Genomic DNA, 19,043 nt, shown 5'->3' on the forward strand with positions numbered 1-19,043 from the left:
AGCTTGAACTACTCCGCCGCCCCCTTGAAGGCGCTGGCGCCGGTTTCGAACTGCAGCTTGGCCAAGCGCGCATAAATGCCGCCCTTGGCGACAAGGCTCTGATGCGTGCCTTCCTCGACGATCGAGCCACCATCCATGACCAGGATCCTGTCGGCCTTCAACACGGTTGCCAGCCGGTGGGCGATGACGATGGTGGTGCGGCCCTGCATCAGGCGTTCCAGCGCCATCTGCACCAGCGTCTCGCTTTCGGCGTCTAGCGCCGAGGTGGCTTCGTCGAGCAGCAGGATCGGCGCGTCGCGCAGGATGGCGCGGGCGATCGCCACCCGCTGGCGCTGGCCGCCGGACAGCGTCACGCCGCGTTCGCCGACCTGGCTGTCATAGCCTTTTTCCAGCCTGAGGATGAATTCGTCGGCCAGCGCGTCCTTCGCCGCCGTGTCGATCTCGGCCTTGCTGGCGCCCGGCCGGCCGAAGCCGATATTGTCGCGCGCGGTGGCGGCGAAGATGGTGACGTCCTGCGGCACGATGGCGATGCGCTGGCGGACCGAAACGGGATCGGCCTCGCGCACGTCGATGCCATCGATCAGGATCTTGCCTGTTTCGGGATCGTAGAAGCGCAGGATCAGCGAAAACACCGTGCTCTTGCCGGCCCCTGACGGCCCAACGATCGCCACCGTTTCCCCGGGCATGACCTGAAAGCTCAAACCGTGCACGGCGGCGCGATCGGGCCGTGCCGGGTAGGAGAAGGAGACATTGTCGAAGACTATCTCGCCTTTTGCGACCGCGGGCAGTGGCTTCGGATCTGCCGGAGCATGGATCGCCGGTTTCTCGGCCAGGATCTCGGTCAGCCGTTCGGCGGCACCCGCCGCTTGCGCAAGCTCGCCCCACACCTCCGACAGCGCGCCCAGCGCGCCGGCGGCGAACACCGAATAGAGCAGGAACTGACCGAGCGTGCCCGGCGTTATCGAGCCTTCGAGCACGTCGCGCGAGCCGAACCACAGCACCGCCACGACCGACGAGAAGATGGTGAAAATGGCAAAGAAAGTGAGGAAGGAGCGCGCGAAGATCGAGGCGCGCGCCGCCTCGAAAGCGGCTTCCACCGCGGCGGAGAAATGGCCGGTGACCAGCTTCTCGTTGGTGAAGGCCTGCAGCGTGCGCACCGCGCCGATCTGTTCGCTCGCATAGGCTGTGGCATCGGCCAGCGTATCCTGCGCCTGTCGGGACTTGCGTCGCACCGAACGGCCGAAGGCGACCAGCGGCAGCACGATGACGGGAATGACGGCAATGACGAGGCCGGACAGTTTCGGGCTGGTGATTACCATCATCCCCACCGCGCCGAGGCCAAGGATGACGTTGCGCAGCGCGACCGAGGCCGTCGCCCCGACCGCCGACTTGACCTGCGTCGTGTCGGCGGCGAGCCGCGACACGATCTCGCCCGACTGGGCGGTATCGAAGAAGGAAGGGGACAGCGTCGTCACATGAGCAAAGACATCACGGCGGATGTCGGCGACGACGCGTTCGCCGAGCGTGATGACGAAATAGTAGCGGCCGGCCGATGCCGCCGCCAGCAGCGCGGCCATCGCCACCAGCGCGGCGAAATATTCGGCGATGAAAATGGTGTTGGCCGACGAGAACCCATGATCGATCATGCGCCGTACCGCCAGCGGCAGCGCCAAGGTCGTTGTCGCGGCGATGACCAGTGAGATGATGGCGCCGATGACCAGCGTGCGATAGTGCGTGATGTACGGAAACAGGCGCCCGAGCGGCTTGAGCGAGCGCCGGCGCTCGTCTGCGCTGCTGATTTGCGCCATCCCAGTGTTTCCTCTAGCCGCCCTTGAGGCATGCGCTTCAATATGCGCTTGCCGCGGCCTTGTGATTCAATTCCGGCTGATGTATAGGCTCGCCGACCGTTTTAGAAGCCGTGGCTCCTCAATAGCTGCGGCTTCGAGTTTTAAAAAGGGGCGCATCGACGCAGGCTCATGCCCGTCAGCAGCGCCGGCAAGCCAGGAACCGAACCATGAAGACCGACATTCATCCCGATTACCACACCATCAAGGTCGTCATGACCGACGGCACCGAATACACGACCCGTTCGACCTGGGGCAAGGAAGGCGATACGATGAACCTCGATATTGACCCGACCACCCACCCGGCCTGGACCGGCGGCCAGCAGACCCTGCTCGACCGCGGCGGCCGCCTGTCGAAGTTCAAGAAGCGTTTCGAAGGTTTCGGCCTCTAAGCGCGATAATCTTTCTCGGATCGGAAAACCCGCCCTTGTGGCGGGTTTTTTGTTGCAGCATTCATCCTCGCGCTTTTCCGCCTGCTATTCAGCCAGCAATTCCCTGAGCGCCATCCGCTTGTAAGCGGCGACCAGCCTGTCGCCCTCCTGGCGCTCGACCGAGATCGCCAGCCGCATGGCGGCTTCACCCATCTGCCAGACCAGGAACGCCGTCGTTTCCAGCGCCACCGGATCGGCCGTCGGTCGCAGCCGTTTCAGCACCGCGGACAGAAACTCCGCATTGGCCCGGCTGTCGGCGAGTTCGAGCTGTCGCAGCGCCTTGTCGGCCTGCGTACCCGACCAGATGTCGCGCATCACCGGCTCGGCCAGGAACAACCGGTAATAGATATCGACCAGCTCCGAAAACGCTTGGCTCAGGCCTTCGGCATCGCCGACGCCGGCGAGTGCGGCCGAGATGCAGGCCTGGCTCTCTGCGGTGTAGCGCTCGGCCAGTGCCCAGATGATCGCCCGCTTGTCCGGAAAGAACTGGTAGAGTGAGCCGATCGATACCCCTGCCCGCTCCGCCACTTCACCCATGCGCATGGCGTCGCTGCCTTGCTCGGCAATCAGCGCCGAAGCGGCGGCGAGCATGCGCTCGACCCGCTCGCGACTGCGCTGCTGGCTCGGCGCCCGGCGCGGCGAAGCGACCTGCTCCTGAGGGGAAATCCGCGCGGCCGTGTCTTCCATTGCTAACTCCAGTGCCGGAAAAATCGCTTGACTAGGAAAATACGAGTGTTTATCACGTTTTACAAATGTGAGGATTAGTCACATTTTAAATGCCGAAGAACCCGCAACAGGCATCTGGAGCAATGACATGATTGCCAAACTTCTACCCATCCTCGTCTTCGTCGCCGCAATCGGCTCGGGAATCATCGGCGGCGTCTTCTTCGCCTTTTCCAGCTTCGTCGTGCCGGGCCTCGCACGCATGCCGGCCGCCGGCGGCATCGCCGCGATGAATTCGATCAACGTGACGGCTGTGACGCCGCTGTTCATGACAGCGTTGTTCGGCACGGCGCTTGCGTGCCTCATTGTCGGTGCCGGCGCGGTGATGGGCTGGAGCCAGCCGGGTTCGCTCTGGCTGATTGCCGGCAGCCTGGTCTATCTGATCGGCGTCGTGGTGGTGACGATGGTTTTCAACGTCCCGCTCAACGATGCGCTCGCCGCCGTCGATCCGGCAAGCGCCAGCGGCGCAAGCCTGTGGTCGCGCTACCTCAATGAATGGGTGATGTGGAACCATGTCCGCACCATCAGCGGCATAGCCGCATTGGCATCCTTCTGGTTCGCTGTGCGTTGACGACAACGCGCGGAGCCGCCGGTGATCGACAGTGTGTCTCCGCGCTTGAAATTCACGGCGATCGTTTGCGAGATGCGTTTTGAAGGATCAGTACTCAAACATGGCCTTCGGCATGGCAATCGGAGTTGGTGTCGGCACGGCGATCGGTGCCGCTCTGGATGATCTGCCAATCGGCATCGCTATGGGCATTGCCATAGGCGCCGCCTTCGGAGCCTTGCGGCCCAAATGACGGCGGTGCCGGCGACCTTCAGGCCTTTGTTTTCCGATCCGAATGGCCGAGATCGCGATCCGGATCGATGACGTCGCGCACAAGCTGCTTGAGTTTGGCTGCGTCTGGAAAGCCGCCATCGCGCTTGCGGTCCCAGACCAGAGTGTCGTTGCAGGAAATGGTGAAGATGCCGCCGGTGCCGGGCACCAGCGTCACCTCGCCGAGATCGGTGCCGAAGGTCGACAGTAGCTCCTGCGCCATCCAGCTGGCACGCAGCAGCCATTGGCACTGCGTGCAATAGGTGATGCGGATGATGGGAAGCGCTTTTTCGCTCATGCCGCGCTGAGCTTTGCCATGGTCTCGTCATCGACCTCGAAGTTGGCGTAGACGCTTTGCACGTCGTCGTCATCCTCGAGCGTGGCGACCAGCTTCATCAGCGACTGGGCCCGCTCCTCGTCGACCGGAACATTGTTTTGCGGCCGCCAGATCGGCTTCACCGATTCGGCCTCGCCGAGCGCGCCTTCCAGCGCCTTCGATACCTCGCCGAGATTTTCGAAGGCGCAATAGATCGTGTGGCCTTCTTCGTCGGACTCCACATCATCGGCGCCGGCCTCGATCGCCGCATCCATGATCTTGTCGGCGCTGCCGGCCGCTGCCGGATAGTAGATCTCGCCGGCACGGTCCCACATGAACGACACCGAGCCGGTTTCGCCCATCGCTCCGCCGGCCTTGGTGAAGGCGGCGCGCACGTTCGACGCCGAACGGTTGCGGTTGTCGGTCAGGGCCTCGACGATGACGGCGACGCCACCTGGACCATAGCCCTCATAACGCACGGCTTCGTAATTTTCGGCGTCACCCATCGAGGCCTTGTTGACGGCGCGCTGGATGTTGTCTTTCGGCATCGACACCGCCTTTGCGTTCTGGATCGCCAGGCGCAGGCGCGGGTTCATCGATGGATCGGGCGTCCCGCTCTTGGCGGCGACGGTGATTTCGCGCGCCAGCTTGGAGAACATTTTCGACCGCACCGCATCCTGGCGGCCCTTGCGGTGCATGATGTTCTTGAACTGTGAATGGCCAGCCATGGCACCCCTGTCGTCTTCTCGGCTAGAGCATCCCGAAGCGAGGTGATCTCACCTTCGTCTTCCGCAATGCTCGAATTCAAAATTTCAGAGCGTCCCAGGTGCAACTCGTGGAAGCACGGCGTTCTCTGTCGGAATGGCCGGCTTATAGATAAATCGGCTCAATTCGTCCAGCCACACGGCGTAGGGGACGCACGACATGGGTCGCCGCCATCGCTCACGCCTCCAGATCCGACTTCGGTCGATAATGCTGAGCGCGTGGCCTGCATACTGGCTGATCCAGCGGTCGTGGATCTGCTTGATCGGCAGCGCGTTGAGATGGTTCCAGCGCTCGCGTCCGTCGCGCCGCGCGACGATCAGGTCGGCCTCCTCCAGCACCTTGAGATGCAGCATCACGGTGCAGGCGCATCGTGCTGCGCTGGGATGCCACCGACGCCGACGGCAAGCCCGCCTACAAGACCCGCATCGAGATGAATTTCGAGCCGCTCGACGATGGCGGTACCTTCGTCACCATCGCCGAGAGCGGCTGGCGGGAAGGCGCGGTCGGTGGAGCGATCCGCCGACCACGGTGGTCTGGACCTTCACGGAAATGCCAGGCGACGCGACCTTTCTGGAGGTTCGCAATTTCGGCTTCGCCGGCAACGGCGATCAGCAAGTAAAAGAAGCCGTCGATTCAACCGGCGGCTTCACCCTCGTGCTGGCCGGCGCCAAGGCGTGGCTGGAGCAAGGCCTGACGCTCGGCCTGATCGGCGACCGTCACCCGAAGAGTGTGCCGACCAATTAGTTTCCTCAGTGCCCGCCGCCCGACTTCGCCTTCTTGCGCCGCCGCGCCAGCATGTTGAGCCCCTCGACCAGCGCCGAAAAGCCCATCGCCGCGTAAATATAACCCTTCGGCACATGGTAACCCATGCCGTCGGCGATCAGCGTCATGCCGATCATCAAAAGGAAGCCCAGCGCCAGCATGACGATGCTCGGGTTCCTGGCGATGAAATCCGCCAGCGGTCCGGCCGCCAGCATCATCACGCTCACCGCGACGATCACGGCGATGTACATGATGGCAATCTCGTCGGTCATGCCGACGGCGGTGATGATCGAATCGATCGAGAAGACGAGGTCGAGCAGCAATATCTGGAAGATCGCGCCGGCAAGGCTGATCTGCAGCGTCTCGCCCAGCATCGTATCCCTGTGGTCGTCGGGATCGACCGTGTGATGGATCTCCTTGGTCGCCTTCCAGACCAGGAACAGGCCGCCTGCGATCAGGATCAGGTCGCGCCAGGAGAAGCCGTGGCCGAGGGCCGTAAAGACCGGCGTCGTCAGTTGGACGATGATGGAAATGGTGGCCAACAGCACCAGCCGCATGATCAGCGCCGCCGAAATGCCGAGCCGGCGGGCGCGGGCCCTTTGCGCTTGCGGCAGCTTGTTGGTCAGGATCGAGATGAAGATCAGATTGTCGATGCCGAGGACGATCTCGAGCACCACCAGCGTCAGCAGCGCGACCCAGGCTGTTGGATCGGACACGAATTGAAAATGCGGCGCCAGGAATTCGATGAGCTGCATGGAGGTCGTCCCCTCTTTTAACGATCTAGAGCAGTGTCGCCGGCAATTAGGTACTAAGCGCGCCTATATCAATGTCACGACCAGAAGGACGGCGCGGTTTCCTCCAGCCGTGGGCCGCGACGAAACGGCGCGATCCGCTCGGTCAGCCCGGTGCGGTCGGAAATATCGACGCCGACGCCGCACAATGTCGCCGGTCCGGTCGCGGCCTCGAAGCGCCCTTTCGGTACCTTCGACAGGAACCGGTTGAGCGGTTCCTCCTTGTCCATGCCGAGCGAGGAATCATAGTCGCCGCACATGCCGGCGTCGGACATATAGCCAGTGCCGCCATTGAGGATCTGGTGATCGCCGGTCGGCTGGTGGGTGTGGGTCCCGATGACGAGGCTGGCGCGGCCATCGACGAAATGCGCGAAGCACATCTTTTCCGAGGTCGCCTCGGCGTGGAAGTCGATGACCACCGCGTCCGCCTGCTCGCCGAGCGGGCAGGCGGCAAGCTCGCGTTCGCCGGCCTGGAACGGGTCGTCGAGCTCGGGATGCATGAACACGCGGCCCATGATGTTGGCGACCAGCACGCGCGCGCCGCTCCTGGCGATGTAGACGCCGGAGCCGCGTCCGGGCGTGCCCTTGGGAAAGTTGGAGGGGCGCAGGAAGCGCTCTTCGCGCGGCGCGAAGGCCAAAGCGTCGCGCTGGTCCCAGACATGGTTGCCGGTGGTGACGACATCGGCGCCGGCCGCGATCGTCTCGCGAAAGATGTCTTCGGTAATGCCGAAGCCGCCGGCGGCATTCTCGCCGTTGACGATCACGAAATCGAGTTTGAAATCGGAGATCAGCCCCGGCAGTTGTTCCCACACCGCCGTGCGTCCCGTTTTTCCAACCATGTCACCGAGGAAGAGAAGTCTCATAAGATCCCGCACCGAAAGTCAGCAAAGCAAAAGTTGCATGACGCCAGTGGAAGATCATGCGTCCATTTATCTACAATTTTGGCACGAAGCGGCGCAACCCGCTCTCGGTGAGTATTTCCGCGATGATGACGTCATGCTCCTCATCCGGCACCTGCGCCACCTCTTGGCAATCAAAGGCGATGCCGATCAGTCGCGGCGGCTGTCCGTTGTCGATCAGCCTGGCGATAGCGCGGTCGTAGTAGCCGGCGCCATAGCCGATGCGATGGCCGCGCGCATCGAAGGCGGCGAGCGGAACCAGCATCACCGAGGGGTCGAGCACCTCGGCTTCCTCATGCGGGCCGATCGTACCAAAACCCATGTCGACCATCGGCGCGCCGCGCACCAGCTCGCGAAAGACGATGGTGGTCTTGTCGAGAATGGCCGGCAGGCAAAGCCGTGCGCCCTTCTCGCGCAAGGCAAACATCAGCGGCCTGACGTCGACTTCCGAACGCATCGGCCAGAAGCCGGAAACGATCTGGCCCGCCTCGATGTGGAGGTGATCGCGCGCCGTCTCGGCCATTTCGAGCGCGACCTCGACCCGCCAGAACTCATCGAGCGCGTCGCGGCGCCCGAGTGCCTCGCGGCGAAGCTGCTTTTTCAGGTCTCTGGGAGAGGTCATGCGGCCAAGGTAGAAAAGGACAGGGCTGGGTGGAGTGTTGGGAGCGACGGTTTCCACCGCATCATCCACCGAAATGCGTGGACGCGAGGCAATAGTGACGGTCCACACAACCGGTGGAGAGAGCGATCCCGGGAACCTACAAAGTAGGTGGGCGCCGTGTGAGAAAACCCACGGGTCTTCCCAGGGACAGCTCCCTAAGGATCGTTAAGGCCCCGGGGAAAATGTTCTCCTGCCGGGAAGCACAGACCGTCATCTGCAATATAGGCTGCTCATCGGGCAAGCGCCAGAGAGACAGCGTTGCCGGCGACTTTATTCTCTGCGAATCCGTTACCCCTGTTCAGCGCCGTTCGCCGCCGTGCCTTGCACTGGCAAGTCCGCCTCCTTACGGTTGTCATGGCAACCAGGGAGCAAAAATGCGTTTCGAAGGCACGGCGGCCTATGTCGCCGACAAGGATCTGATGGTGGCCGTCAACGCGGCGATCGCGCTGGAACGGCCCTTGCTGGTCAAGGGCGAGCCGGGAACAGGCAAGACGGAACTGGCGCGCCAGGTGGCGGCGGCACTTGGCCTCGACCTGATCGAATGGCACGTCAAGTCGACGACCAGGGCGCAGCAAGGTCTTTACGAGTATGACGCCGTCTCGCGCCTGCGCGACAGCCAGCTTGGCGATATCAGGTTCAACGACATCAGGAACTACATCAAGCGCGGCAAGCTTTGGGAGGCGTTCGCGGCCGGCAAGAAGATCGTGCTCTTGATCGACGAGATCGACAAGGCCGACATCGAATTCCCCAACGATTTGCTGCAGGAACTCGATCGCATGGAGTTCTTCGTCTACGAGACCGGCGAGACGATCCGCGCCGCGGTCCGGCCGATCGTCATCATCACCTCCAACAACGAGAAGGAACTGCCGGACGCCTTCCTGCGCCGCTGCTTCTTCCACTACATTCGCTTTCCTGACGTCGACACGCTGCACAAAATCGTCGATGTCCACTATCCCGGCATCAAGCAGAATCTGGTGCGAGCGGCGCTGACCCAGTTCTACGAGATCCGCGGTGTGCCGGGGCTGAAGAAGAAGCCTTCGACCTCCGAGGCGCTCGACTGGATACGCCTGCTGGTCGCCGACGACATCGCGCCGGAGGATCTGCGCGCCGATCCGAAGAACGCCCTGCCCAAGCTGCATGGCGCGCTGTTGAAGAACGAACAGGACGTGCACCTGTTCGAACGGCTGGCCTTCATGGCGCGAAGGCAGCAATAGGGTAGCAGCAGCAGCGCTTTCCCTTCTGTGGACCGTTGCCGACAGCCGAACAGGCAGGCAGGTTCGGCCAGAACCTTCGGAGGAGATGAAATGTCTGAGATTGTCGTCCGTCCGCTCGCGCGGTCCGACCACGCCGACTGGCGGCGGCTGTGGACCGACTACCTCACCTTCTATGAGACGAAGCTGCCGCAAGAGGTCTACGCCGTCACCTGGAGACGGCTGTTCACGGAAAGTGAGTTCGAACCGAAGGGCTTCATCGCCACCCTCGACGGCAAGGCGGTCGGCCTCACCCACTATCTCTACCACCGCTCCGGCTGGTCGGAAAAAAACAACTGCTATCTGCAGGACCTGTTTGCCGACCCGGATGTGCGCGGCAAAGGCATCGGCGCGGCGCTGATCAAGGCGGTACAACAAGAAGCGGCGAAAATCGGCGTCAAGAACGTCTACTGGATGACGCACGAGACCAACACCACCGCGCGCAAGCTCTACGACCATGTGGCGCGGCGAACTGGCTTCATCGAGTATGATCTATTGTGAAGAAAGTGGGAGATTGAAATGGTCGCCATTGCGCAATATATTGCGCATGATCTGAGTGTGTAATGCCGTTGATCGAGACCAATACGCGCAAAATTGTCATCAGGCTTTTGCGCGATGGCTGGATAAGTGTCGGCGGCGGCAAGCACGACAAGTATGAGCATCCGGAACGGCCAGAGGTGATGATCATCGTACCTAGGCATCGTGAACAATCTCCCGGTGTCGCCCGGTCGATCGCCCGACTGGCTGCATGGATTTGAGGACAGACCGCATGACGCATTATGTCGGAATTCTCGATGGGGCAGAGGACATCTGGGGGGTGCGAGTCCCTGATCTTCCCGGCTGCCACGGCGGCGGCGCAAGCCCCGAAGAAGCCATTGCCGATGCGACTTCCGCCGTGCGCGAATGGGTCGAAGCACGTGCGACGAAACATCTGCAGTTACCGGTCTCGCGTACGGTGGCGCAATTGCTCCTGCAAGACGAACTCGATACTGCCGCCGGCGAATCCGCCGTGATGATCCCGGTGCTGATCGACTCCGGCCGGCCCGTCCGAGCCAATCTGTCGCTCGACGCCGGTCTTCTGGCGGCGATCGACGAAGAAGCAGGCCGACGTGGCCTGACGCGTTCCGCATTCATTGCAAGCGCCGCACGAGAGAAGATCGAAGGCCACAGATAACCGACGATGTTCATCCCCTTCTTCCTCGAACTGAAGGCAGCGCGCGTTCCCGTTTCGCTGCGGGAATATCTGTCGCTGCTGGAGGGGCTGGAAGCCGGGCTGGTCGACTATGACGTCGAAGGCTTTTATTACCTCGCCCGCACCGCACTGGTGAAGGACGAGCGCCATATCGACCGCTTCGACCAGGTGTTTGCGCATGTCTTCAAGGGCATCGAAGCGCTGGGCGGACCGGATGCGGTCGACGTTGCGAACATTCCCGAGGAATGGCTGCGCCGCCTTGCCGAAAAGCACCTGACCGACGAAGAGAAAAAGCTGGTCGAGGCGCTCGGCGGCTTCGAAAAGCTGATGGAGACTTTGAAGCAGCGGCTCGAAGAGCAAAAAGGCCGCCACCAGGGCGGCTCGAAATGGATCGGCACCGGCGGCACCTCGCCTTTCGGCGCCTATGGCTACAATCCCGAAGGCGTGCGCATCGGCCAGCACGAAAGCCGCAACCGCCGCGCGGTCAAAGTCTGGGACAAGCGCGAGTTCAGGAATTTCGACGATGCGGTCGAACTCGGCACCCGCAACATCAAGATCGCGCTGAAGCGCCTGCGCCGCTGGGTGCGCGAGGGCGCCGAGGAGGAGTTCGACCTGCCCGGCACCATCCACGCCACGGCCGAACATGGCTATCTCGACGTGCAGACGCGGCCGGAACGGCGCAACGCCGTGAAGCTGCTGATGTTCTTCGATGTCGGCGGCTCGATGGACGACCACATCAAGAGCGTCGAGGAGCTGTTCTCGGCCGCCCGCGCCGAATTCCGCCAGCTCGAATATTTCTACTTCCACAACTGCCTCTATGAAGGCGTGTGGAAGGACAATCGCCGCAGGCATGCCGAGGTGATTCCGACCTTCGACCTCATCCACAAATACGGGCCGGACTACAAGGTGATCGTCGTCGGCGATGCCTCGATGAGCCCCTACGAGATCGCTCACCCCGGTGGCTCGGTCGAGCACTGGAATCCGGAAGCCGGGGGCATCTGGCTCGGCCGCCTGCTGCAGCAATGGCCGAACGCCGTATGGCTCAATCCTGAAAACCCTGAGAATTGGCGCTTTACCCATTCGATCGCCATGATCCGCGACATCTTCGGCGGCCGCATGTTTCCGTTGACATTGGCCGGGCTCGAAGGCGCGACGAAGCAGCTTTCAAGAAAGCACTGAACCTTGCCCGGCTTCTCGGAACTGGGCAGACGCGTAACAAATGCCTATGTTGGTGCGAATATGAGGTTGCAATCCGCGCATGACCCCGAACCTCCGGTTCGGAAAGGATCATGCGCAAAGCCAAAAGTGCTACAGCGCCCTTTGCGCGTCCGATGGACGCGCGGCGCTGTAGCAGCGAGCCGGTAAGGCTGAGGAGATCGAATGGACACCCGCACCTACCCCGTAACCCGTACCGACGCCGAATGGCGTGCCCGGCTGACGCCGGAGCAATATGCCGTCATGCGCGGCCACGGTACCGAACGGCCGGGAAGCTGCGCTTTGCTCTACGAGAAGCGCGCCGGCACCTTTTCCTGCGTCGGCTGTGACCAGCCGCTTTTTGAATCCAAGCTGAAGTTCGAGAGCGGCACCGGCTGGCCGAGCTTCAACGATCCGGTGCCGGGCTCGGTCGAGAACACTGTCGACCGCAGCTACGGCATGGTCCGCACCGAATGCCACTGCGCCCGCTGCGGCAGCCATCTCGGCCATGTCTTCGAGGACGGCCCGCCGCCGACCGGCCTGCGCTATTGCATCAACGGCGTGGCGCTGAAATTCGAGCCGGCGGCTTGATGCAAGTCGCCCAAAAGTGCGCAGCGGTTTTGGGACAACGACATGCATAGAAACAGTAATTCAAAGCGCGACGCGCTTTGAGCCAAACGATCGCTGGATAAGTGGAAAGGGCGGCTGCGGCCGCCCTTTTCTTTGGGCGGCAGGAACTCCGGCGAACACGACAGGCGCCCGTCTCGCGCTATCAGGCCACGACCGTCAGGATCAGCCACAATGTAGCCCCGAGCGCCATCAACGAGGCCTTGGTGCCACCGGCCCTTTCCGTGGTTCGCCAGACGGCAAAGGTCAGGAAGATGTTGTAGGGCACCAGCGCGAAATGCACCGCCAGAACCAGCACAAGCGGCAGCTTCAGCGCAAGCACGATAATCGCGGTCACCGCGGACGCAACGTTGAGCGCCGTGCCGACAAGGGCAAGGTCGCGCCAGAACAGCCGGTCGAGCGGCACCCGGCCTTGCCAACGTGAGCGGAAGAAGGATCCGACGCCTTCTGGCAACACCTGATATCACCCCTGCCCCAGGACTTCGGTCACCGCATGTTCGATACGCGAACATTCGGTCACCAGCCAGTCGGTCATAGCCGGCCAATTGTCCTCGGCATAACAATTCACCCGCCACATCGAATTGATGCCGAGGCCCTCGCAACTCTGTTCCGGCCTGAGCTTCAGCCTGTCTTCGATCGCCGGCTGGAACGGCTTCAACCGCGACCAGGCTTGCGTGGCGCCGAACTTCTCGTTGCGGCCGAAGAAGACGCCGACATGGTTCTGCGCCGGCGCGACATACATGGAAAGGACCAACGCGAAGTCGGGCAGCCCGCGTTGCCAGAACCAGGGTCCGCGCCTCGCCATCAGAGGCTTTTCTTCCGGATGCCGCTCGGCGAACAGCATCCAGAAGCCGCGTTGGCGGAATTCAGAAGCACGGCGGGCGCCGAAGTCGAATTCGCTCATGGTTCAAACCGTTTCTCCGGCAACCGCATTGGATGCCGGGTCGGTTAGTCTTACACCATGCCGAGCGCGGCCTTGTACAGGTCGAGGATAGTTTCCTCTTCCTGCCGCTCGGCCTGGTCCTTCTTGCGCAGCCGGATGATCGTGCGCATCGCCTTGGTGTCGAAGCCGGTGCCCTTGGCCTCGGCGAACACTTCCTTGATGTCGTCGGAAATGGTCTTCTTCTCTTCCTCGAGCCGCTCTATGCGCTCGATGAAGGCACGCAGCTGGCCGGCGGCAACAGTCTGGCTGGTATCGGTGATATCGTCGGCCATTTTTTCTCCACATCGTTTCCGCGCCGCGACTCGGCGACGACGGCGGCAAATTCGAGCCGGTTCGATGCCCGACCGGCGGCGGCGGGTCAAGCCGTTATCGATGCTGCATGAAGGGTTGGGCACACCCTAAGGTGTGTTGAGATTGAGGTCAGGCCGGCATCATCTGAATATCAATACACCTTATCCGAAGACGATCAGCAGATCCTTGGCATCGATCTGGTCGCCGGCCTTGACCAGCACCTCGGCGACGGTGCCGTCGCGCTCGGCATGCAGCGCCGTTTCCATCTTCATCGCCTCGATGGAAAGCAGCACGTCGCCGGCCTTCACGGCCTGGCCGGCGGCAACCGAAAGTGCGGAGACGACACCCGGCATCGGCGCACCGACATGGGCCTCGTTGCCGGGCTCGGCCTTGCGGCGGGCCTTGGCGGCGGACGCGCCATGCGCCCTGTCGGGCACCTTGACGCGGCGCGGCTGGCCGTTGAGCTCGAAGAACACGGTGACCATGCCCTTTTCGTCGACATCGCCGATGGCAAGGCAGCGCACCACCAGCGTCTTGCCCTTCTCGATATCGACGAATATCTCGTCTTCCGGCTTCATGCCGTAGAAATAGGTCGGCGTCGGCAGGACGCTGACCGGACCGTAGGTTTCCTGCGCGCCGGCGAAATCCGTAAACACCTTCGGGTACATCAGCCACGAGGCGAATTCGAACTCCGAGAGTTTGCGCTCGAGCTTCTCCTCGATCTCCTTGCGGTTGGCCTTGAGGTCCGCGGGCTTCAGTAGCGAGCCAGGCCGCGCCTTTATCGGCTTGTCGCCTTTTAGCACCTTCTTCTGCAGCTTGTCAGGCCAGCCGCCGGACGACTGGCCGAGATCGCCGCGCAGCATCGACACCACGGAGTCCGGAAAGGCGATGTCCTTGCTGGGGTTCTCGACATCGGCGACGGTGAGATCCTGGCTCACCATCATCAGCGCCATGTCGCCGACGACCTTGGACGACGGCGTCACCTTGACGATGTCGCCGAACATCAGATTGACGTCGTGATAGGTCTGCGCCACCTCGTGCCAGCGTGTCTCCAGCCCGAGCGAACGCGCCTGCTCCTTGAGATTGGTGAACTGTCCGCCCGGCATCTCGTGCAGGTAGACTTCGGAGGCCGGTCCCTTGAGGTCGCTTTCGAAGGCCGCATACTGGTTGCGCACCGCTTCCCAGTAGAACGAGATCTTCCTGATCCATTGCGGGTCGAGGCCCGGATCGCGCTCGGTGCCCTTCAGCGCCTCGACGATGGAGCCGAGACATGGCTGCGAGGTGTTGCCCGAGAGCGAATCCATCGCCGCGTCGATAGCATCGACGCCGCTGTCGACCGCCGCCAGCACCGTCGCCGCCGACAGGCCTGACGTGTCGTGGGTGTGGAAATGGATCGGCAAGTCGGTCGCTTCGCGCAGCGCTTTGAACAGCACACGTGCGGCGGAAGGCTTCAGCAGTCCGGCCATGTCCTTGACGGCGATGATGTGGGCGCCGGCCGCCTGCAATTCCCCGGCCAGGCCGACATAGTATTTGAGGTCGTATTTCGCCCGCGCCGGATCGAGGATGTCGCCGGTGTAGCAGATCGCCGCTTCGATCAGCTTGCCCTCGGCGCCGACCGCATCCATGGCGACGCGCATGTTCTCGACCCAGTTCAGGCAGTCGAAGACGCGGAACAGGTCGATGCCGCCGGCGGCCGCCTGCTTGACGAAATGCTGCACGACATTGTCGGGATAGTTGGTGTAGCCAACGCCGTTGGCGCCGCGCAGCAGCATCTGCAGCAGCACATTGGGCGCCGCCTCGCGCACCAGCGACAGCCGCTCCCACGGGTCTTCGGTTAGGAAGCGCATGGCAACGTCGAAGGTGGCGCCGCCCCAGCATTCGAGCGACAGGAGCTGCGGCAGGGCGCGCGCATAAGTGCCGGCAATGCCGGCGATGTCATGCGTGCGCATGCGCGTCGCCAGCAGCGACTGGTGGCCGTCACGCATCGTCGTGTCGGTGACCAGCACCTCTTTCCGGTCGCGCATCCAGCCGGCGAATTTCTCCGGTCCGAGCACGTCGAGCTTCTGCTTGCTGCCATCAGGCACATTGCCGTTGAGATAGGGCACCAATGGTGCGGCCGCGTCGGCCTTCGGCTGCGGCCGGCCGCGCGTCTCGGGATGACCGTTGACCGACACGTCGGCCAGATAGTTGAGCAGCTTGGTGGCGCGGTCCTGCCGCTTGACCTGCTGGAACAGCTCCGGCGTCGTGTCGATGAACTTCGTCGTGTAGGAATTGTCGGCGAAGCTCGGGTGGTTGATGATCGCTTCGAGGAAGGTCAAATTGGTGGCGACGCCGCGGATGCGGAACTCGCGCAGCGCCCGGTTCATGCGGGCGATGGTCTCCGCCGGCGTCGGCGCCCACGCCGTCACCTTCTCCAGCAGCGGATCGTAGAAGCGGGTGATCACCGCCCCGGAATAGGCGGTGCCGCCATCGAGGCGGATGCCGAAACCCGTCGCGCCGCGATAGGCGGTTATGCGACCGTAGTCCGGGATGAAATTATGCTCGGGATCTTCCGTGGTGATGCGGCACTGCAAGGCGTGGCCGTTCAGCCTGATGTCCATCTGCATCGGCACGCCCGATTCCGGCGTGCCGATGGCGAAGCCGTCGAGGATGTGGATCTGCGCCTTGACGATGTCGATGCCGGTCACCTGCTCGGTGACGGTGTGCTCGACCTGGATGCGCGGGTTGACCTCGATGAAGTAGAATTTGCCGGTGTCGGCGTCCTGCAGGAACTCGACCGTGCCGGCGCCGATATAGCTGGTTTCGCGGGCGATCTTCAGCGCATGGCCGCAAAGCTCCTCGCGCTGCGACATTTCGAGGTATGGCGCCGGCGCCCGCTCGACGACCTTCTGGTTGCGGCGCTGGATCGAGCAGTCGCGCTCGAACAGATGCACGGCGTTGCCATGCGTGTCGCCCAGCACCTGCACCTCGACATGGCGGGCGCGCTCTATCAGCTTTTCGAGATAGACCTCGTCCTTTCCGAATGCGGCTTTCGCCTCGCGCTTGCCTTCCGTGACTTCACGGGCAAGGTCGGCTTCGGCGCGGATGGCGCGCATGCCGCGGCCGCCACCGCCCCATGATGCCTTCAGCATCACCGGATAGCCGATCTGCTTGGCCAGTTTCTTGACCGCATCCATGTCGTCCGGCAACGGATCGGTGGCGGGGATCACCGGCACGCCGACCTCGATGGCGAGATTGCGCGCCGCGACCTTGTTGCCGAGCCGGCGCATCGTATCCGGCTTCGGCCCGATGAAGGTGATGCCGGCCTCGGCACAGGCATCGGCGAATTCGGGGCTTTCCGACAACAGGCCGTAGCCGGGATGAATGGCATCGGCGCCCGAGAGCCTGGCGACGCGGATCACCTCCTCGATCGACAGATAGCTTTCGATCGGTCCCATGTCCCGGGTCAGATGCGGCCCGCGTCCGACCTGGTAGCTCTCGTCGGCCTTGAAGCGATGCAGGGAGTATTTGTCCTCCTCGGCCCAGATCGCCACGGTTTTGAGACCGAGTTCGTTGGCCGCGCGAAAGACGCGAATGGCGATTTCGGACCGGTTGGCGACGAGGATCTTCGTGATGGCCAAGGACTGAGGCTCCAGCAACGGAAGGGAAGAGAAATCGGCGCAATGATTAGCGTGAAAATGCTGCAGTGCAAACGAAATTGACAGGCATTTAAACCGATTGAAATGGAATCTTTGCGCCAAGGGCGGTCGCATTCAGTCGAACACGCAGCGAAGCGATGGGCATTGCGGTCAACGCGCGATCGTTTCCGGGCTAAAGGCCCGGGCTGGATTGGTCTGCCGGCCTCGATGGAGAGGCAACGGCCTCAAAAGAAAAATGCCCGGCGCGAAGCACCGGGCATCCGTAAAGTCTGGAGACTGACGAGCTTACATCTTCTGGATGTAGGTGTACTTGCCGTCGGCGCCCTTCTTCCATTCGTACATGACGTAGCCGGGCAGCGTCGGGTCGCCCTTGGCGTCATAGGACAGGTCGCCGAGCACGGTCTTGAACGGGCCGTTTTCATGCAGCGCCTTGGCAACTGCCTGCGGGTCGTTCGACTTGGCAGCGGTCGCTGCTTCGGCGAGCGCCTGTACGGCGGCGTAGGAGTAGAGCGTGTAGGCTTCCGGCTCGAAGCCCTGCGCGCGGAACTTCTCGACGAGTTCCTTGTTGGCGGGGATCAGGCGCGGGTCCGGGCCGAACGTGTTGAGCGTGCCCGCAACCGCGTCACCTGCGATCGAAGCCAGCTCGTTCGACACGATGCCGTCGCCGGAAATCAGTGTCGCCTTGAGGCCCTGGTCAGCCGCCTGGCGGATGATAAGGCCGGCTTCGGTGTGCAGGCCGCCCCAGTAGATGATGGTTACGCCGGCTTCCTTCATCTTGGCGATCAGTGCCGAGAAGTCCTTGTCGCCGACATTGATGCCTTCGTACATGACTTCCGTCAGGCCCTTGGCATTCATCGCCTTCTTGGTTTCGTCGGCAAGGCCCTGACCGTAGGTGGTCTTGTCGTGAACGACGGCGATCTTGGCGTCCTTGAAGTTCGCGGCGAGATAAGCGCCGGCGATGCTACCCTGCTGGTCATCGCGTCCGCAGGTGCGGAACACGTTCCACAGGCCGCGCTCGGTGAGCTTCGGGTTGGTGGCGGCCGGGGTGATCTCGACGATGCCGTTTTCCGCATAGACTTCCGATGCCGGGATCGAGACGCCCGAGTTGAAGTGCCCGACCACGAACTTGACACCGTCGCCGACGAACTTGTTGGCAACCGAGATGCCCTGCTTCGGATCGGAGACGTCGTCGCCGACTTCGAGCTTGATCTGCTCGCCATTGATGCCGCCCTTGGCATTGATGTCGGCCACAGCGGCTTCCGCACCCTTCTGAAGCTGCGCGCCGAAGGCGGCATTCGGACCAGTGATCGGACCGGCTACGCCGAACATGACGTCAGCCCACGCGTTGCCGCCGAACGCGACCAGCGCGGTCAGGGCGACGGCGGACAAAAGTGACTTTTTCATTTAAACGCTCCCATTTACGGAGTGGGCGTGGATGAAGCTTTCATGCGATGCCCACCCTTATCGCAGAAAGCATAGTTTGCCGATTTTCAGGCACTTGTCACGCCGATTCAATTCCGATGCGGCGCTAATGATGAACGTCAACCTTTCGGTTTCCAGCTCAAGATTGAAGCTCTTTCGTAGAGCCAATTATACTGTGTCACCATCTGGTTGGTGCGCGTGTATTGAAAGCCGACAAAACCGAGGATCATCAGCACGATTGTATCGACGACATAGTAGTGCAGCGAGAACATCGTGCCGCCGAACAGCGCGTGATGGATGAAGCGGATGCCGATGCCGAGACCCAGCATGTAGGCGAACAGCTGGATGAAGCTGCGCCAGGTCTGCGCGCTGGCCTTGCCCGTCATCCAGGCCGCCCAGCCGCCGAGCAGACAGGTGACGAAGAAGAACTGCCAGATCGAGGGTTCCTCATAGAGAATGCCCTGCATGATGAAGTCT

Annotated in this window: 22 protein-coding genes, 1 other RNA gene and 3 pseudogenes; 11 read left to right on the forward strand and 15 right to left on the reverse strand. The window is 62.4% G+C overall.

Annotated features, from left to right (window positions below; all coding sequences use genetic code 11):
• Positions 1-8: 8 nt before the first annotated feature.
• Entirely contained in the window at positions 9-1,808 is a 1,800-nt protein-coding gene (locus NKG99_RS05205) for an ABC transporter transmembrane domain-containing protein (RefSeq protein WP_352864922.1), read from the reverse strand.
• 206 nt (positions 1,809-2,014) lie between these two features.
• On the opposite strand from NKG99_RS05205, the gene rpmE reads away from it, so the two are divergent.
• Complete coding sequence (rpmE, locus tag NKG99_RS05210) at positions 2,015-2,236, forward strand: 50S ribosomal protein L31 (protein ID WP_023800009.1); 222 nt, start codon at positions 2,015-2,017, stop codon at positions 2,234-2,236.
• An 84-nt stretch (positions 2,237-2,320) separates the two neighbouring features.
• On the opposite strand, the gene NKG99_RS05215 is transcribed toward rpmE, so the two are convergent.
• A complete protein-coding gene (locus NKG99_RS05215; RefSeq protein ID WP_352864924.1) occupies positions 2,321-2,962 on the reverse strand; it encodes a TetR family transcriptional regulator in 642 nt (213 codons plus the stop codon).
• 127 nt (positions 2,963-3,089) lie between these two features.
• Between NKG99_RS05215 and NKG99_RS05220 the strand changes: the two genes are divergently transcribed.
• A complete protein-coding gene (locus tag NKG99_RS05220; protein WP_352864926.1) occupies positions 3,090-3,569 on the forward strand; it encodes an anthrone oxygenase family protein in 480 nt (159 codons plus the stop codon).
• Between the two features lie 79 nt (positions 3,570-3,648).
• Positions 3,649-3,798 carry a glycine zipper domain-containing protein gene (locus NKG99_RS35920; RefSeq protein WP_502910880.1) on the forward strand — a complete coding sequence of 50 codons (150 nt, stop codon included), beginning with the start codon at positions 3,649-3,651 and terminating at the stop codon, positions 3,796-3,798.
• Between the two features lie 18 nt (positions 3,799-3,816).
• Here the strand turns inward: NKG99_RS35920 and NKG99_RS05225 are convergent, their stop codons facing one another.
• The 3 genes and pseudogenes from NKG99_RS05225 to NKG99_RS05235 all read right to left on the reverse strand — a co-directional run.
• Entirely contained in the window at positions 3,817-4,113 is a 297-nt protein-coding gene (locus NKG99_RS05225) for an Rdx family protein (RefSeq protein ID WP_352864928.1), read from the reverse strand.
• Entirely contained in the window at positions 4,110-4,859 is a 750-nt protein-coding gene (locus tag NKG99_RS05230) for a YebC/PmpR family DNA-binding transcriptional regulator (RefSeq protein WP_352864930.1), read from the reverse strand. The genes NKG99_RS05225 and NKG99_RS05230 overlap by 4 nt, the downstream gene beginning before the upstream one ends.
• Before the next feature lie 234 nt (positions 4,860-5,093).
• Positions 5,094-5,258 (reverse strand): annotated as a pseudogene (locus NKG99_RS05235) (ArsR/SmtB family transcription factor); the annotation flags it as partial.
• Here NKG99_RS05235 and NKG99_RS05240 point away from each other — a divergent pair.
• Both NKG99_RS05240 and NKG99_RS05245 read left to right on the forward strand, forming a co-directional pair.
• Positions 5,258-5,404, forward strand: a pseudogene (locus NKG99_RS05240) (SRPBCC domain-containing protein); the annotation flags it as partial. The pseudogenes NKG99_RS05235 and NKG99_RS05240 sit on opposite strands and share 1 nt — an antisense overlap.
• Positions 5,401-5,640: pseudogene (locus NKG99_RS05245) on the forward strand (SRPBCC family protein); the annotation flags it as partial. The pseudogenes NKG99_RS05240 and NKG99_RS05245, both read left to right, overlap by 4 nt.
• 5 nt (positions 5,641-5,645) lie before the next feature.
• Here the strand turns inward: NKG99_RS05245 and NKG99_RS05250 are convergent.
• The 4 genes from NKG99_RS05250 to ssrS form a co-directional block, all read right to left on the reverse strand.
• Complete coding sequence (locus NKG99_RS05250) at positions 5,646-6,413, reverse strand: TerC family protein (RefSeq protein ID WP_352864933.1); 768 nt, start codon at positions 6,411-6,413, stop codon at positions 5,646-5,648.
• A 74-nt stretch (positions 6,414-6,487) separates the two neighbouring features.
• Positions 6,488-7,312, reverse strand: a complete 825-nt coding sequence (locus tag NKG99_RS05255; protein WP_352631978.1) for a TIGR00282 family metallophosphoesterase — start codon at positions 7,310-7,312, stop codon at positions 6,488-6,490.
• 70 nt (positions 7,313-7,382) lie between these two features.
• On the reverse strand, positions 7,383-7,970 hold the full coding sequence (locus NKG99_RS05260) for a 5-formyltetrahydrofolate cyclo-ligase (protein WP_352865129.1): 588 nt from the start codon (positions 7,968-7,970) through the stop codon (positions 7,383-7,385).
• A gap of 95 nt (positions 7,971-8,065) precedes the next feature.
• Positions 8,066-8,221, reverse strand: a non-coding RNA gene (gene ssrS / locus NKG99_RS05265) — 6S RNA.
• A 162-nt stretch (positions 8,222-8,383) separates the two neighbouring features.
• On the opposite strand from ssrS, the gene NKG99_RS05270 reads away from it, so the two are divergent.
• The 6 genes from NKG99_RS05270 (at position 8,384) to msrB (ending at position 12,236) form a co-directional block, all read left to right on the forward strand.
• Positions 8,384-9,223, forward strand: a complete 840-nt coding sequence (locus NKG99_RS05270) for an AAA family ATPase (protein ID WP_352864935.1) — start codon at positions 8,384-8,386, stop codon at positions 9,221-9,223.
• A 90-nt stretch (positions 9,224-9,313) separates the two neighbouring features.
• Positions 9,314-9,760 (forward strand): GNAT family N-acetyltransferase, encoded by a 447-nt coding sequence (locus NKG99_RS05275; protein ID WP_352864937.1) that lies wholly within the window; start codon positions 9,314-9,316, stop codon positions 9,758-9,760.
• A gap of 62 nt (positions 9,761-9,822) precedes the next feature.
• On the forward strand, positions 9,823-10,017 hold the full coding sequence (locus NKG99_RS05280) for a type II toxin-antitoxin system HicA family toxin (RefSeq protein WP_352864939.1): 195 nt from the start codon (positions 9,823-9,825) through the stop codon (positions 10,015-10,017).
• 11 nt (positions 10,018-10,028) lie between these two features.
• A complete protein-coding gene (locus NKG99_RS05285) occupies positions 10,029-10,433 on the forward strand; it encodes a type II toxin-antitoxin system HicB family antitoxin (protein ID WP_023758609.1) in 405 nt (134 codons plus the stop codon).
• 6 nt (positions 10,434-10,439) lie between these two features.
• Complete coding sequence (locus tag NKG99_RS05290) at positions 10,440-11,630, forward strand: vWA domain-containing protein (protein WP_352864942.1); 1,191 nt, start codon at positions 10,440-10,442, stop codon at positions 11,628-11,630.
• Between the two features lie 201 nt (positions 11,631-11,831).
• The gene (gene msrB / locus NKG99_RS05295) at positions 11,832-12,236 is read left to right on the forward strand and encodes a peptide-methionine (R)-S-oxide reductase MsrB (RefSeq protein ID WP_352864945.1); all 405 of its coding nucleotides are present in this window, start codon (positions 11,832-11,834) and stop codon (positions 12,234-12,236) included.
• 181 nt (positions 12,237-12,417) lie between these two features.
• Here msrB and NKG99_RS05300 read toward each other — a convergent pair whose 3' ends face one another.
• From NKG99_RS05300 to NKG99_RS05325, 6 genes are all read right to left on the reverse strand, one after another.
• Positions 12,418-12,729 (reverse strand): hypothetical protein, encoded by a 312-nt coding sequence (locus tag NKG99_RS05300; protein ID WP_352864947.1) that lies wholly within the window; start codon positions 12,727-12,729, stop codon positions 12,418-12,420.
• A 6-nt stretch (positions 12,730-12,735) separates the two neighbouring features.
• Complete coding sequence (locus NKG99_RS05305; protein WP_352864949.1) at positions 12,736-13,176, reverse strand: hypothetical protein; 441 nt, start codon at positions 13,174-13,176, stop codon at positions 12,736-12,738.
• Between the two features lie 50 nt (positions 13,177-13,226).
• Positions 13,227-13,487 carry a DUF2312 domain-containing protein gene (locus tag NKG99_RS05310; protein WP_013529099.1) on the reverse strand — a complete coding sequence of 87 codons (261 nt, stop codon included), beginning with the start codon at positions 13,485-13,487 and terminating at the stop codon, positions 13,227-13,229.
• A 180-nt stretch (positions 13,488-13,667) separates the two neighbouring features.
• Entirely contained in the window at positions 13,668-17,126 is a 3,459-nt protein-coding gene (gene pyc / locus NKG99_RS05315) for a pyruvate carboxylase (protein ID WP_352864951.1), read from the reverse strand.
• 303 nt (positions 17,127-17,429) lie between these two features.
• The gene (locus NKG99_RS05320) at positions 17,430-18,548 is read right to left on the reverse strand and encodes a branched-chain amino acid ABC transporter substrate-binding protein (RefSeq protein ID WP_352864953.1); all 1,119 of its coding nucleotides are present in this window, start codon (positions 18,546-18,548) and stop codon (positions 17,430-17,432) included.
• Positions 18,549-18,685: 137 nt separating this feature from the next.
• Positions 18,686-19,033: a DUF6867 family protein gene (locus tag NKG99_RS05325; RefSeq protein ID WP_352864956.1), complete on the reverse strand. Its 348-nt coding sequence runs from the start codon at positions 19,031-19,033 to the stop codon at positions 18,686-18,688.
• Positions 19,034-19,043 lie beyond the last annotated feature (10 nt).

It is taken from the genome of Mesorhizobium sp. M1409, from assembly GCF_040317535.1.
In the GTDB taxonomy this organism is placed as follows: Bacteria; Pseudomonadota; Alphaproteobacteria; order Rhizobiales; family Rhizobiaceae; genus Mesorhizobium.